The sequence below is a fragment of the Flavobacterium sp. Arc3 genome (assembly GCF_041431375.1).
Classification (GTDB): domain Bacteria; phylum Bacteroidota; class Bacteroidia; order Flavobacteriales; family Flavobacteriaceae; genus Flavobacterium.
Map to the genome: position 1 here is coordinate 115,956 of NZ_JASMRI010000012.1, position 15,316 is coordinate 131,271.

15 protein-coding genes and 1 pseudogene are annotated in these 15,316 nt (G+C 36.1%); 7 read left to right on the forward strand and 9 right to left on the reverse strand.

Annotation, left to right across the window (positions count from 1 at the left end):
- Positions 1–539: 539 nt before the first annotated feature.
- The 6 genes and pseudogenes from QO200_RS10835 to QO200_RS10860 form a co-directional block, all read right to left on the reverse strand.
- Entirely contained in the window at positions 540–920 is a 381-nt protein-coding gene (locus QO200_RS10835; RefSeq protein WP_371539719.1) for a PH domain-containing protein, read from the reverse strand.
- Positions 921–1,006: 86 nt separating this feature from the next.
- A complete protein-coding gene (locus tag QO200_RS10840; protein ID WP_371539757.1) occupies positions 1,007–1,381 on the reverse strand; it encodes an NAD-binding protein in 375 nt (124 codons plus the stop codon).
- A gap of 21 nt (positions 1,382–1,402) precedes the next feature.
- Positions 1,403–1,882: pseudogene (locus QO200_RS10845) on the reverse strand (NAD(P)-dependent oxidoreductase); the annotation flags it as partial.
- A gap of 541 nt (positions 1,883–2,423) precedes the next feature.
- Positions 2,424–2,600: a hypothetical protein gene (locus QO200_RS10850; protein WP_371539721.1), complete on the reverse strand. Its 177-nt coding sequence runs from the start codon at positions 2,598–2,600 to the stop codon at positions 2,424–2,426.
- Positions 2,601–2,685: 85 nt separating this feature from the next.
- Complete coding sequence (locus QO200_RS10855) at positions 2,686–3,132, reverse strand: hypothetical protein (RefSeq protein WP_371539723.1); 447 nt, start codon at positions 3,130–3,132, stop codon at positions 2,686–2,688.
- 294 nt (positions 3,133–3,426) lie between these two features.
- On the reverse strand, positions 3,427–4,707 hold the full coding sequence (locus tag QO200_RS10860) for an APC family permease (RefSeq protein WP_371539725.1): 1,281 nt from the start codon (positions 4,705–4,707) through the stop codon (positions 3,427–3,429).
- Between the two features lie 282 nt (positions 4,708–4,989).
- Here QO200_RS10860 and QO200_RS10865 point away from each other — a divergent pair, with 282 nt between their 5' ends.
- Together QO200_RS10865 and QO200_RS10870 are read left to right on the forward strand one after the other, a co-directional pair.
- Entirely contained in the window at positions 4,990–5,217 is a 228-nt protein-coding gene (locus QO200_RS10865) for a CDGSH iron-sulfur domain-containing protein (protein WP_371539727.1), read from the forward strand.
- 412 nt (positions 5,218–5,629) lie between these two features.
- Positions 5,630–7,036 (forward strand): APC family permease, encoded by a 1,407-nt coding sequence (locus QO200_RS10870; RefSeq protein ID WP_371539730.1) that lies wholly within the window; start codon positions 5,630–5,632, stop codon positions 7,034–7,036.
- 251 nt (positions 7,037–7,287) lie between these two features.
- Here QO200_RS10870 and QO200_RS10875 read toward each other — a convergent pair whose 3' ends face one another.
- A complete protein-coding gene (locus tag QO200_RS10875) occupies positions 7,288–8,736 on the reverse strand; it encodes a glyceraldehyde-3-phosphate dehydrogenase (RefSeq protein ID WP_371539732.1) in 1,449 nt (482 codons plus the stop codon).
- A gap of 159 nt (positions 8,737–8,895) precedes the next feature.
- Positions 8,896–10,296 (reverse strand): trypsin-like peptidase domain-containing protein, encoded by a 1,401-nt coding sequence (locus QO200_RS10880; protein ID WP_371539735.1) that lies wholly within the window; start codon positions 10,294–10,296, stop codon positions 8,896–8,898.
- Between the two features lie 136 nt (positions 10,297–10,432).
- Here QO200_RS10880 and dapF point away from each other — a divergent pair, with 136 nt between their 5' ends.
- The 5 genes from dapF (at position 10,433) to QO200_RS10905 (ending at position 14,503) form a co-directional block, all read left to right on the forward strand.
- Positions 10,433–11,215 carry a diaminopimelate epimerase gene (gene dapF, locus QO200_RS10885; protein WP_371539738.1) on the forward strand — a complete coding sequence of 261 codons (783 nt, stop codon included), beginning with the start codon at positions 10,433–10,435 and terminating at the stop codon, positions 11,213–11,215.
- Positions 11,216–11,256: 41 nt separating this feature from the next.
- Positions 11,257–11,790 (forward strand): GNAT family N-acetyltransferase, encoded by a 534-nt coding sequence (locus QO200_RS10890; RefSeq protein ID WP_371539740.1) that lies wholly within the window; start codon positions 11,257–11,259, stop codon positions 11,788–11,790.
- A 10-nt stretch (positions 11,791–11,800) separates the two neighbouring features.
- Positions 11,801–12,841 (forward strand): endolytic transglycosylase MltG, encoded by a 1,041-nt coding sequence (gene mltG / locus QO200_RS10895; protein ID WP_371539743.1) that lies wholly within the window; start codon positions 11,801–11,803, stop codon positions 12,839–12,841.
- Positions 12,842–12,882: 41 nt separating this feature from the next.
- A complete protein-coding gene (locus QO200_RS10900) occupies positions 12,883–13,764 on the forward strand; it encodes a DUF2279 domain-containing protein (RefSeq protein ID WP_371539745.1) in 882 nt (293 codons plus the stop codon).
- 97 nt (positions 13,765–13,861) lie between these two features.
- The gene (locus QO200_RS10905) at positions 13,862–14,503 is read left to right on the forward strand and encodes a peptidoglycan-binding protein LysM (protein ID WP_371539747.1); all 642 of its coding nucleotides are present in this window, start codon (positions 13,862–13,864) and stop codon (positions 14,501–14,503) included.
- Positions 14,504–14,574: 71 nt separating this feature from the next.
- Here QO200_RS10905 and QO200_RS10910 read toward each other — a convergent pair whose 3' ends face one another.
- Positions 14,575–15,111, reverse strand: a complete 537-nt coding sequence (locus QO200_RS10910) for a hypothetical protein (RefSeq protein WP_371539750.1) — start codon at positions 15,109–15,111, stop codon at positions 14,575–14,577.
- Positions 15,112–15,316: the final 205 nt, after the last annotated feature.

Genomic DNA, 15,316 nt, shown 5'->3' on the forward strand with positions numbered 1-15,316 from the left:
ATACTTTTGGTGCAGCTTTTTTAGCGGCCCAAACATTAAACATCAATTTTCCTGTACGGGATTGGTATTTAATGATAAAGCTGTATCAATAAGTCATTGATGGTTTTAAATTATATATAAAGGATATCTGAAAGTTTCCCTGCCTTGGGTTTGGCAGGGACTATTATATAAAGTCTTTGGAAACTTTAAGAAAAGAGTCATCATGCAGATAGGATAATATAAATAAAGGTCCTGATGCACAACTACTTATGTTAAAAAAAAGTGATTTACTCATTGTTTTTAATTGAACAGCAAAGTTACAAAATTAAATATACCTAAAAGAAGATTTGCCTTAAAATGAAGCCCGTCGTTTAATTCAAAGTAGCAGTCATCCTTTTTTATGTATTTGTTGTTTTCAATAAGATAAAAATGACTTTTTGCAGCTGGTTTTGTGAGTCAGAATGTCTTTTTGCATAAAAAAAAACTACTATTGATGAAGTAGCAGTTTGATTTTATTGATTCTTGAAACGGTTTTTATTTGTGATCTGTCTCAGCTTATTTTACCCGAGCACATGATGTGCCAGCACTTTTTGCACTTCATAAACATTAACTGACTTGTTAAATTGTTTTTTAATACTGGGTTGTAATTCGCTCGAAACCCAAATTTTCAACTCGGCATCAAGGTCAAAAGTTCCTGCAGTCTCAATGCTAAACCTAGAAATACTTTTATAGGAAATGGATTTGTATTCTGTTTTGCTTCCTGTCAAGCCCTGTTTGTCGACTAATATCAAACGTTTAGTAGTAAATATAAAAGTGTCTCGAATCAGTTTAAAACCCAATTCAATCTCTTCTCCGTCGATTAGTAGTTGCCCGAATTCCTTTGTTAGTTGTTCTTGAGTTACCGCGCCTGCGTTACCAAGTAGTGCCGAGAATATTCCCATATTGTTTATTTGTTTATTGTGATTTATTTTAATTTTTATCGCTTGTCGTCAGCATTGCCTATATTATTAGAGGAAGGAAAGTTTTTTTATTTATTTCTAAGACTCGTTATGATTGCCATTACATCTTCATCCCCCAAACCTTCTTTTTGGGCAGTTTCATAGCTATTATACAAGGGATAGATTAGAGGTGAGTCTAATCCAGCTTCCTTAGCTAGTCTCAGATCCTTGACCAAATGTTTGAGTGCAAAAGCAGCAGGATAATCGTTGTTTAAAACAGAATTGGCTTTGATATTGGTGATGCCATTTCCGCAAGCACCTTCATTTATAATCGTTAGCATATCTTCTTTTCGCACACCGCTTTTCTCGGCAAAAATAATAGTTTCTGCCAGTCCCTGAAGGTTTAGTCCTAGCAGGTAATTAATAGCTAATTTAGCTGAACTCGCTTTGCCAGGATCTCCCACGGGAATAGAAATTTTTCCCAGAACATCAAAAATGGGTTTGGCAAGTAGATAATCTTCGTCAGTGGCTCCTACCAAAATTACAAGGGTGCCATCCTGAGCCGGTTTAACGCTTCCAGAAACGGGAGCGTCAATAAAATGTACCTGACGCGCGGTACAGATTGTCGCTAAGTAGCGAGAAGTTTCAGGAGAAACGGTACTCATATTGATAATCAGTTTTTCAGGATTGTCTTGAGAAAGTAAACCATTCTCGCTTTCAAAAACTTCTTTGACAGTATCGTCATTAGATAACATCGTAATCACTACGTCACAGGTTTGTATCACTTCTTTCGGATTAGATGCTGATGTTGCTCCTAAGTCTATTAATTCTTTTTCCTTGTCTTTGGTGCGATTGAATACAACTACCTCAAAACCTGCTTTTAACAGGTTTTTCACCATTGGGTTTCCCATATTCCCAAGGCCAATCCATCCTAACTTTAGTGCTTCCATAATTTTAAATGATAATTTTACTCTTTCTTTTTTACTGTTTTTATAAGAACAGTGAAGCTGTTATTAGCTTCAGAAAAGGAATACTAAATTATGATTAATTTTTGGGATATAATAGTACAGATAGGATTTTAGAAGAAAGCATTTTTAATTTAAATTTTAAAACTGCAAGTGGTGAAATAGTTCGGCTTTATGCTAGCTAAAAAGGCATCTAAATTCATAAACTTTAGAATTAGGATGCCTAAATTGTAATTAAAAATGGGGAAAGATTGTTTTCCTCCTATGCCATATTGTGTTTTTTACTTGGTAAACATATTGTCAAAACGTTTTTATATTTCTTCGGGAGAGATATCCTATCTATGTGTTGCAATCATCTATTTCTATCCACAAGGATCCATTACCTGTCTCACGGGATCTCCATAAAACATGTTTTCAAGTGACATTATCGAATTGACGTTAGTATCCATCGCTTTTTGAAAAGATTTGTCAGCATTTATTATGTGTATAGAAAAAATAATAGGTTTGCCACCAATGGTTTACGGACTTTTATTACCTCAGTCTAAATTTTTTTAAGGGCAATCATTAGTAACGAATCTTCAATTATTATTTCTTCGTGACCTATTTTTCTGTTAGGTATTAACAAGCTTAAATTATCTATTACGTTGAATGCTTTTTTATTAAAAGGAATGGCATCAGTACAGTTTTTAAGGGTCGTATAAGCGCTTAATATTGGCATACCTGATATATATGTCAAGTTTCTCTACTATTTTTTATGTAGATATCCTAGAATATCTGCATATTAGACATAAATTAGTAATACCCTATGGCGTCAACCTTTTTTGAATTTCTTTTTTCATCACTTTCTCAGTTATGGAGAATATTGCTTTTTTGTTTTTCCTGAATTTATTTACAAAAGAGGAGATCTCATTTTCTAATTTATCATGCTCGCTTCTTATTTGGTGGGAATCATATTTATAGGGAGCATCAATAAGCTCGGCGAGATGTTTCAAATGTAGAGCGGTTTTGTCTTGTAGTCCATCGCAACATTTACTTTCGTCAGAAAGCTCTTTGGCTATGTCTCGCATTTCATCTAAGTTCGCATTAAGGGTCAATCCCATAAAATATTTGTCAACAAGATGGTATAAAAAATTCAAATCCTCCTTATAAAATTGTAAGTCAGAGTACCATTCTTCGGTCAAGATATACAATTGTTGCCACTGTGCTTCCCAGTTAAAATCATTTTTTAGTTTGCGTTTTAAATTTTCCATACTATTGATTTATTAGTTAACTATTTCTTTTCATGCTCTAGCGCAGTTTAAAAAGGCATCGCTAAAACGAGGAAGTTGTTTTTAATAGCGAATCAGTGTTTCTTTATATGTACGCGTCAAGTTGTAATCTGCAATGAATTTTTAAATTTTGCTGAAGTGTGTTTTCGAGCGAGAATTTTTATTTAAAAGTTCTTTAAAATTACGAAAAAATAAAGGAATAGGCGATTTTAAGCCTTTATATTTTGGCCGTTTTTTTATTTAAAATCTAACGTCGAAGTAGTTTAGGAGCTGGCTTTATTTAATTGTTATTTTTGTTTTTTTGTAAATCCACTCTAGAAGAAAACAGCTAAATATGATTGAGATTGCCACAATAACGCCCACTTTGTTCGATAGGTATTGCTGTTGTATCAAAACTAATACTGCAGTTAGACAAAGTAAAAAACCAGTCAACGGAATGATTCTGTTTCCATTAATTTCGGCGTGCAATTTAAAACCTACAAAGTTTACTATTGCAAAGATGGATAGGAAACCAACACTTCCTGCTGTGGAAAGACTTTCTAGTTTTAATAAATTGGCAATAGCCAAAGTAGCCACTGCGGTAATCAGTAGTCCGATGGGTTGGTTCCAAAGGAGACTCGTTAAATGATGTGGTAATTCATCGTCTTGGGCTATTTCATAGCTTACTCTGCTGCCTCCATATAAGGACGCGTTAATGGCCGAAAAGGTAGAGATTAGTGCAGCAATGGTGATAATGGTAAATCCCGTTGTTCCTAGCATGGGTTTTGCTGCTGCTGCCAAAACATAATCTTGGGCGGTTGCAATTTCTTTAAAGGGAATAGAGCCTACTGTTACCGCAGCAATAATTACGTAGAGTAGAATGACAAAAATAACCGAATAGTAATATGCCTTTGGGATATTGATTTTGGGGTTTTCGATGTCCGGCGCAGCATTTGCTATGAGCTCAAAACCTTCGTAAGCCACAAATATTACCATGCCGCCCGTTGTTAGTTTTAGAGGAGTTTCCCAATTTTCAAAAGAGAGTTGGCTCAAGTTAGGGTTTCCAAACAATCCATAAATCCCTAATAAAATAAACGACAGCAATATAATGAGTTTGATAATTACAGCGTAGGATTCAATTTGACCTACTATTTTTATACTGTAATAGTTTATGGCTGTAGCCAAAATAATTATAGCACTTGCATAAATATGAAAATCAGCTGTTCTATTGCTTATTTCAAGTAAATTAGGAGCATAGGAGCCAAAGGCAGAAGCATAAAGTGAGAGCATTATGATATAGCTAATCCAGAGGAGGTTGTTCATTCCGCCACTGAAAACGGATTTGCCAAATCCTTGGTTTATAAATTTCACGGTTCCGCCACGATCGGGATCGGTCATAGAGAGTTTGACGTAACTATAAGAAGTGATTAAAGCTAAAATTCCTGCAATTAGAAAGGCGACAGGGGTTCCGCCTTGTGCCAGCGAAACTGCTAATCCCAGAACAGCAAAGATTCCGCCACCGACCATTCCGCCAATTCCAATTGACATTGCTTCCCTGAGTTTAATCTTTTCGTTCATGCTTTAAATTTCATTATGATGGTAACTAATGACGCTCTTAAGAGAAAGTATCTGTTTCTCAAACAATCATGCGGCTTGGTAAATGTAATTGATTTGACGGGCAAAAAAAAGTGAATTGATAGGCAGTCGTGGTCAAATAGGTGTTGTTTGGCCGTGGGTTCGCAACGACGAAATAAAATAGAATAAAGATAAATTAGGGCTGTGAAGTCAAAAAAGTGTACGTCTATGCGAAATGCTGAGCATTTATTTTGCAATCTTTGAACTCAAAAAAAAAATAGCATTATGAGCAAAACAAAACTAATAATCAATAACAACGGATCTATTAAGATAGAAGGTGATTTTGAAATAATGGACAGTGATGGTAAAGTATATGGGCTAGAAGGAAGAACGACTTTAGGTCTTTGTCGTTGTGGGTTGTCTTCTAACAAACCTTTTTGTGATGGTTCACACCGTAGCAGTTTTGAACATGAATCAAAAGCATTTGATTTACCACCAATGAAAACGAAATAATTAATATCGTTTACTGTTTATACCATATAAAAAGCTGCATTTTTCATTAATGCAGCTTTTTATGTTTCTCTCAATCTTTTGATTTCTACAAAGGAGGAGTCTCCATATACTTTGTAATATGTTAATGTAAAGCAATTGCGTTATCGTTATTTTTTTTCCAACTTGAACTGAGTCGTTCTACTTGAATTCGATGTATCATTGATTGCACTTTCGCCCGCGTGAAGGATAGCAGCGGAAATCCTCCCGCTTTTTGGGAGATTGCAGCGGATAGCCTGACCTTGTTGCCGGTACGGAATTTTTGGATGTTAGGAGTCGTTCTGCAACAAGGGCACGCCCAAAAGAATATGGGTATAACTTAATCGATTTCCAAAAAAAGTATATCTTTATCTAACCAAAAAACAAAAACCAAAATATGCAAGAAGATAATCAAGACGATTTTAAGAGAGAACTGAGCTTGTTTGACGGAACCATGCTTGTCGTGGGTTCCATGATAGGTTCTGGGATATTTATAGTGAGTTCAGATATGGTGCGCCAGCTGGGTTCTGCAGGATGGCTGATCGCCATGTGGGTGCTTACGGGTGTTATTACCGTGATTGCCGCGGTGAGTTATGGCGAACTTAGTGCGATGTTTCCCAAAGCTGGTGGCCAATATGTGTACATCAAGGAGGCTTACGGGAAGTTGATTGGGTTTCTATACGGCTGGAGTTTCTTTGCCGTGATACAGACCGGTACGATTGCCGCAGTGGGTGTGGCCTTTGCTAAATTTACCGCCTATTTGTTTCCGGTCGTTAGCGATGCGAATATTCTGTATGAGCTTGGAGATTTTAAACTGAATGCCGCACAAGTGGTTTCTATTTTTATTATTGTTTTACTAAGTTATGTAAACAGTCGAGGGGTAAAAAACTCTAAGATTCTGCAAACGGTTTTAACGGTGATCAAGATTTTATCATTGGCCGGACTGATCGTTTTTGGCTTCATGTCCGCCAAAGCTGAGGTTTGGGATGCTAACTGGGTTGACGCCTGGGGATCGAAATCACTTGATTTGGCCACAGGAAACTGGATCCCTATCAGCGGGACGGTTTTGATATCGGCAATTTCGGCAGCATTGGTGGGTTCGATATTCTCGAGTGTGGCTTGGGAAGGCGTGACCTTTATAGCGGGTGAAATCAAAAACCCAAAACGCAATGTGGGTTTGAGCTTGTTTCTGGGTACCTCAATCGTGTGCTGTATTTATGTGTTGGCGAATCTGATGTATCTGGCAGTGGTGCCTTTGCAGGGAATTGCCACTGCCCCGGCGGATCGGGTAGGCGTTGTCGCTTCGCAATTCATTTTTGGGGACATAGGGACCCTGATTATCGCTGTGATGATTATGATTTCGACTTTTGCCTGCAACAATGGGTTAATCATGGCAGGGGCGAGAGTGTATTACACTATGGCCAAGGACGGGGTTTTCTTCAAGAAAGCCGCTGAATTGAACAAAGCGAAAGTTCCGGCCTGGGCCTTATGGGCACAGTGTTTATGGGCTTCGGCTTTGTGTCTGACAGGGAAATATGGCGATTTGCTGGATTTTGTGGTGATTATCGTTTTGATATTTTACATACTGACCATTTTGGGAATTTTTATCCTCCGCAGAAAAATGCCGGATGTCGAAAGACCATATAGGGCTTTTGGTTACCCATTTTTACCAGGACTTTATATTGTTGTGGCCAGTGCCATCTGCATCGCCTTGTTTGTCACTAAAACGAGTACGAGCGGTTGGGGTGTGTTAATCATGCTACTTGGAGTACCGGTTTATTATTTGACGCGAACTAAAGAATAATTGTTAGTGAAAAGTGAGAAGTAAGAATAACGAAAAAAGGAAGTGAGTATTGAATCTTACGTCTTTACCCTTTTTTCTTTGTTTCCTTTCTCTTCTTTAAAAGTAAACATAAAAAAATCCCTCACGTTGCAATAACGGGAGGGATTTTCTATTTAATCCAGGTTGGGCCGCTGTGAATCTTAATCTAAAACTTGAACTAAAAACTAAAAACTAAAAATTGAAACGGCCTTCCCAAACCTGTAATCTGTAGGCTAGTAGTACGTGAAACGTCTTACTTTAGCGATATATTTTGCCAATCTTATAACTTGGTGACTGTAGCCATATTCATTGTCATACCAGATGTACAAGACAATGTTTTTACCGTCATTAGAAACGATTGTGGCATTACTGTCATAAATCGAAGGTGCAGATGTACCAACGATATCTGAAGAAACCAGTTCGTTATTTGTTGAGTATTTAATTTGCTCTACTAACTCACCTTCTAATGCATATTTTTTCATAATAGCATTGATTTCTTCAATTGAAGTTTCTTTTGCTACTTCAAGATTCAGAACAACCAATGATCCATTAGGAACAGGAACACGAATCGCATTAGAGGTCAATTTACCTTCTAGTGATGGTAACGCTTTCGCAACAGCAGTACCTGCTCCCGTTTCAGTAATTACCATGTTTAAGGCTGCAGCTCTACCACGACGGTATTTTTTGTGCATGTTATCGACCAAGTTTTGGTCATTTGTATATGAGTGTATGGTTTCTAAGTGTCCTTTTACTACGCCTAAAGTATCTTCAACTGCTTTCAGTATCGGAGTGATGGCATTTGTTGTACAAGAAGCGGCTGAGAAAATATCTAAATCGTCTGGATTGTATTCATTTTGGTTTACACCATGAACAATATTTGGAACCCCTTTACCCGGAGCAGTCAGTAATACTTTATGTGCCCCTTTTGAAACTAAATGTCTGCTTAAAGCTTCTTTAGTTGTAAAAGCACCTGTATTATCTATTACCAAAGCATTGTCAATTCCATAAGCAGTATAATCAATTTCTTCTGGAGCGTTTGCCGTAATAATATGAACTGTGGTACCGTTTATGATTAACGCATTGTTTTTAACGTCAGCGGTTACAGAACCTTGAAAATCACCATGAATGGAATCGTAACGCAATAGAGAAGCTCTTTTTTCAAGTGTAGAGGCATCATTTTTATCTCTGGTTACAATCGCTCTCAATCGTAATTGATTTCCTTTTCCGGTTTTAGACATTAGCTCTCTGGCCAATAAACGTCCAATTCTACCAAAACCATATAAAACCACATCTTTCGGCTGAATTTCTTCCGATGATTTGGCTTCTTTTAATTTGTCTAATACAAAATGTCTTGCGTCTGGGTATTTATCATCTTCTAATACGTACTCGTAAGTCAGTTTACCAATATCTAATTTTGATGGCGGTAAGTCTAATGATAAAACGACTTTGGCAATTTCTACCGAATCAAAGATGGTAATCGGTTTGCCTACAAATTCAGCGGCATACTGATGCAAATTGATGATTTCGTTTACGTTTTTGTCTATCAATTGGTTTTTAAACAAAACCATTTCTATGGATTTGTCATACCATAAATCGCTGACAATTTTAATTAATTCTACTCCCGCACGTCGTCTGTCGACCTGAAATGAAACTTCTTTTTGATACAAAGGTGTCTTGCTCATATTGAAAATTTAAAAAAAATTTTAGTAGTTATTTGATAAAATTTGCCGCAAAAGTACCTATTTCAATCGATTTCGTAAACTATTTCGACGTTTATTTTCAATAAAAAAAGCCAATGCGTTTTTACGGCCTGGCTTTCTTTTTATTCAAAGGGGGAGTTATTAGATGATAACTCTAAAGATTTCCCCGCTTTTATTAATCATTTCGAGGCGCATGCTTTGATTTTCTTCTTTAGTATTTAAAAGTTTAGAAACCGTTTCGATATCCTTAGCTTTTACATTATCAATACTCAGAATAATACTTCCTTTTAACTCATTGCTATACTGAACTAAATTTTCGTTAGAGATGGATTTAATTTTCACGCCATAATTGATGTTGAATTTCTTTTTATCGGCGGCATTAATATTTTCTAATTCGATTCCTTTAAATTCAGTACTGAAGAATTCATTTTTACTCAATACGACAGCGACTACACGATTGTTTCCACCTCTGGTATAAGTAACCTGTATTTTATCATTGGGTCTTTTAGTATTGATGTACCCAGAAAGGTCTGCATAAGTAGCAATCTTCTGGTCGTCTAATTTAACGATGATGTCTCCTTTTTGAAGCCCTGATCTTTCAGCACCAGAATTTTTTGTAACGGCACCAATGTAAAATCCTTCGGTTTGATTAATTCCTAATTCTCTGGAAGCGGTTGCATTCAATTCTCCACCTTCTACACCTAGGATTGCTCGTTGTACGTTACCATACTCCATTAAATCTTCGATGATTTTTCTGGCTATATTAGACGGTACTGCAAAAGAATAACCTACATAAGAACCAGTCATAGAGGAAATCATGGTATTGATTCCTATCAAGTCACCGCGGGTATTCACTAAAGCGCCGCCACTGTTCCCTGGGTTTACTGCAGCATCTGTTTGAATAAAAGATTGAATTCCGCTGGTTCCAAGGTCTCTGGCTTTCGCCGAAACAATACCGGCTGTTACCGTTGAGGTTAAATTATAGGGATTACCAACTGCGAGCACCCATTCCCCAATTTTTACAGAATCAGAATTACCAAACGTAGTATAAGGGAGTTTTTCGTCAGCATCAATTTTTAGTAAAGCGATATCCATTTTTGAATCGGTACCAATTAGTTTTGCTTTGTAAGATTGTTTATTGTTTAAGGTGATTTCAATTTCAGAAGCATCTTTAATCACGTGATTATTAGTCACGATATAACCATCTGCAGAGATAATCACGCCAGAACCTGTTCCCACCTGTTCCTGTGTCTGTCCTCCTTTGTATCCGTAATAGTATTCGAGCATGGGATTAGAAACGGTTTTATAGGATACATTTTTTACGTGGACGACTGTATGGATTGTTTTTTCGGCAGCATCTGCAAAGTCAATTACGTCTGGAGATAGGCCTACTTTTTTAGCATAGGAATCAGTTGATAAGGTTGTTATTGGGGTTTTATTGGAAGAAAAATAGCCATTAGTGTCAAATAATAATTTGTAAGCTCCTAATGTTACGGCGCCACTTAATAGAGATGCCAAAAATAGCTGTGAAAATCGATTCATAATAGAGTAAGTTTTACGTTATTTGTAATGTAAAAATAGAACTAAATAGGGCGTTCAAAAAACAGTTTAACGCTCTTTAACAGTGATTAACGTTTCATTAATAGTTAGTCCTTTTGTGAAACACAATTAAAAGAAAATGCAATTAGAATTTTATAAATACCAAGGAACCGGAAACGATTTTGTGATGATTGACAATCGGCTAGGAACTTTTCCAAAAGAAGATACGAAACTCGTGGCTCATTTATGTGATAGACGTTTTGGAATAGGAGGAGATGGCCTTATTTTATTGGAAAATGATCTCGAATCTGATTTCAAGATGGTGTATTACAACTCAGATGGAAGCCAAAGCACCATGTGTGGTAATGGTGGAAGATGTTTGGTGGCTTTCGCCAAAAAATTAAAAGTGATCGGAGACAGCACTACTTTTAATGCTGTAGACGGCATGCATCATGCAACAGTTAATGAAGCAGGTATTGTGTCATTGCAAATGATTGATGTTTCGAATATTAAAAGAGAATCCGATTATACTTTTTTAGATACTGGATCTCCTCATCACGTTCAGGTTGTGGATGATTTAGTAAATTTTAATGTAAAACAACAAGGCGCCGCCATTCGATACGGTGATTTGTACGGAAAACAAGGAAGTAACATCAATTTTGTAAAAAAAATAGATGCCACTACTTTTTCGCTACGTACCTATGAAAGAGGTGTTGAAGATGAAACATTAGCTTGCGGAACGGGTGCTACTGCTGTTGCGATAGCGATGAATGCTACTGGGGTGACGGATGCTAAGTCTATAGATTTAAATGTGGAAGGCGGAAAACTAGTCGTTTCTTTCGACAAAAAAGACAACCATTACACTAATGTATTCCTGAAAGGACCTGCTAAGTTTGTCTTTGAAGGAACAATCGAGGTTTAAACTTACCTCTAATTTTTAACCCTTAACCTCTTATTTCGATAATGATAACCCTAAAAGGAGATAACATATACATCCGAGCGCTTGAACCAAATGATTTGGAGTTTATTTATGCCATAGAAAACGAACAGAGTATGTGGGACGTGAGTAATACTAACACCCCATACAGTCGGTTTTTAGTAAAGCAGTATCTGGAGAACGCACATCAGGATATTTATGAAGCTAAGCAATTGCGATTGGCTATTTGTCAAGATGAGGACTTTCCAGCTGTGGGATTAATTGATTTATTTGATTTTGATCCAAAAAATAATAGGGCAGGAGTAGGGATTGTAATACAGGGACTTGATAAACGAAATCAAAATATTGGTTCTGAAGCATTAGGTCTGCTAATACAATATGCATTTCATAATCTTAATTTACATCAGTTGTATGCAAATATTGGCACCGAAAATGAAGCAAGTAAAGCTCTTTTTACTAAATTTGGCTTCGAATGTATCGGTGTAAAAAAAGATTGGAATCTAGTGAGTGGTAGTTATAAAGACGAGGCATTTTTCCAATTAATTAATCAACAATTTTAAAACTTTAGCTTTGAATATAAAAAAAACTATCTCAATTGTAGCCGTAGTTGTGGTTTCAGGATTAATTATCTATGGATTCATCCTTGTAAAACAAATTTTTGCTGACAACACAAAATTTGCCGAAAAGGAAGTGTATGTTCATGTTCCCACAGATTCTAATTATGAAACAGTAAAAAAAATATTAGCACCTTATGTGGATAATATAGATCGCTTCGAAATGGTGGCAAACAAAATGAGCTATCCTCAAAATATAAAAGCGGGACGTTTTTTATTTACCAAAGGAATGAATAGCTATGCTCTTGTAAAAGCAATGCGATATAATGTTCCCGTAAAATTAGCATTTAACAATCAAGAACGCCTAGAAAATTTTGCTGGAAGAGTAGGTTCTCAAATAGAAGCCGATAGTTTGTCATTGCTAAGCTCTTTTAAAGATTCTATTTTTCTAAAGGAAAACGGTTTTACCCCCGAAAATGTTTTGGTTATGTTTATTCCAAATACTTATGAGTTTTATTGGAACACACCAGCCGAAAAATTCCGCGATAAAATGATCAAAGAATACCGCAATTTCTGGAATAAGGAGCGTGTTGCAAAAGCAGCGCAACAGGGATTGACTCCTATTGAAGCAACGATCTTAGCTTCGATAGTTCATAAAGAATCGGTAAAAAAAGATGAAAGACCAAGAATTGCTGGCGTATATCTTAATCGATTGAGATTAGGGATGCCGCTTCAAGCAGATCCTACGGTTATTTACGCCCTGAAATTGAAATCAAATGACTTTGACCAAGTAATCAAAAGAGTCTTTTACAATGATTTGACAATGGCATCTCCTTACAATACCTATATGAATATCGGACTACCTCCAGGACCTATTGCCATGCCGGATATCACCGCTTTAGAAGCTGTAATCAATCCTGAAAAGAATGATTTTATCTATTTCTGCGCAAGTGTCGAGCGTTTTGGCTATCATGAATTTGCAGCTACTTTAACAGAGCACAATGCAAATGCTAAAAAATATTCGGACTGGATCAACGCCCAAGGGGTAAAAAGATAATTTTGAAGGGTAAAAGCAATTGTTTTTTTTTACTTTCTTTAATGCTATGGTTTCATATTAGTTTTGGACAAAATGGACTAGACGGTTTCCTAACACCTTCTGATACCTTAAATACAAGCAGAAGAAATGCGGTAATCATTACGGAAGCAATAGTTACCTCAGGAGCATTAGTAGGTTTAAACCAACTTTGGTACGCTGATTATCCAAAATCAAAATTTCACTTTATCAATGATAATGACGAGTGGCTGCAGATGGATAAGATTGGCCATATGTATTCTTCTTATCATTTGGGGAGACTCGGGGCAGAAATGCTGGCATGGAGCGGAACTACCCAAAAAGAACGATTGATTTACGGAGCGGGGATTGGTTTTGCGTTTTTAACCGCTGTTGAGGTCTTAGACGGGTTTTCTTCTGAATGGGGTGCTTCATCAGGAGATATAATTGCTAATGCTTCAGGGACGGCTTTATACGTCTCACAGGAATTACTTTGGAACGAGCAACGTATCACGCCTAAATTTTCTTTTCATTCGGCTCAATATGCTCAATACAGACCCAATGTTTTAGGAAGCTCTGTATCAGAACAAATTCTAAAGGATTACAATGGACAAACCTATTGGCTTTCGGCCAATTTATATTCCTTTTCTAAAGGTTCAAAAATACCCAAATGGCTAAACTTAGCTATTGGTTACGGAGCGGATGGAATGATCACTGGAAATGGCGAAAATAGCGGGCTTTTTCTAACGCCAAAAACCGAAAGAAGGAGACGGTTTTATTTGAGTTTTGACGTTGACCTGACGAAAATTCAAACAAAATCTCATTTTTTGAAGACTATTTTCTCTGTTTTGAACACTTTAAAAATTCCTGCGCCAACGATTGAATACTCACATCGCGAGGGTTTTAGAGGTCAGATATTGTATTTTTAGGTAAGTTTAACAGCTTGATTTACAGCTTTATGAATTTTATTGTATCTTTGCACGCAGAAATTTCTTAACGGGACAGCGTTTTGAAGAAAAATAATTTATGGTAAAGAAGTGGTATTTTTATACAAGTTTAACTGTTATTATAGCTTTTTTAAGCTCGGGTTTTAAACCTCTTGAGATTGAAGCAAATCAGTGGTTTCTAATAAAAAACACAGATGGAATTAGATACTTATTTCCATCGCTAGAGCAGGACGATTACACCAATATGAATATTCCTTTTACTGGAAATTTATTTATTGGTTTCAAAGAAGCAGTCGGATATAGAGAATCTGAAAACAAATACAAAAAAATCAATTCTCTCGGTTATTTAGGGAAATACCAGTTTGGTAACGAAACCTTAAAATCAGTAGGAATATACGATACTTCTTTATTTCTTAGAAGTCCTAAGATGCAGGAAAGAGCCTTTGTGGCCCTTTTGTCGAAAAACAAGTGGATATTACAGGATATTATCGAGAAATACGATGGTAAGGTGGTAAATGGGATTTTGGTCACAGAATCCGGGATTTTAGCAGCTGCGCATCTTGGTGGTGCGGGTTCTGTAAAGAGATACTTTAAAAGTAATGGAAAAAAATACATCAAGGATGCTTATGGTACTTCAATACGAAGTTATATGGAAGCATTTGGAGGATATGATACTTCATTAATAGTTGCAAATGTAAATGCAATTGCAAGTTTGAAGTAATTTCCAAGACGGTAAAAAAAAAGAGGTTGTCAAAATTTATTTGACAACCTCTTTTTTTGTGACATTTGGTTTTATCTGACTTTTAGAATTTCACCATTAGGACGAACGGTAAGGCGAAGTGTTTCTTTCTCCCTTTTAATTTTGAGGTTGTACTGTTTTTTTAGGACATCGCCATCTTCTTGCGTGTATAAAAATTTGTCATTTACAATAGTCCAGTCTGGATAGGTTCTATAAATAGAATAGATTACTTCGTTAGGTAATCGTATATCTTTAAAATTTTCTACTACTCGAATTAATTTTCCTTTATCATCATAGGTAGCTGATAAAGAACCATCCTTTGTTTGCATGATTAACAAGTAGTTTTCAGATCCTTGATAATCTTTACCAATGTCATAGGCAATAAACTTTTCCTCTAATCTTCTAATGTCCATGTCAGGATTATTATCAGGGATATAAATAGAAAAGTCAGCTCCTACTCTTTTAATCACGACTGCCGGTAGTTCTTCGATTTTCATGATTCCTTCTTCGTATTCTTTCTTCGTTTTATCTTGTCCATATGACGAAACGGTTAAACCTAAAAACAACAAAGTAATAATAAATGATTTCATAATGTTTAGTTTTAAATTAATATTTGGTATGTGTAATTAAAATTCAATATTTTCAGTAGTCTATTTTATTTATTTTTAATAACTTTAAAAACAGTTAGTTAAAAATTTTTTTATGAAGGCGTTTTTAGTTGCTGGATTCAAGTTACTAATGCAACTTTTTGGTTAAACATATAATTTGGTGTTTCAAAATTAAATCTTTTTCTCG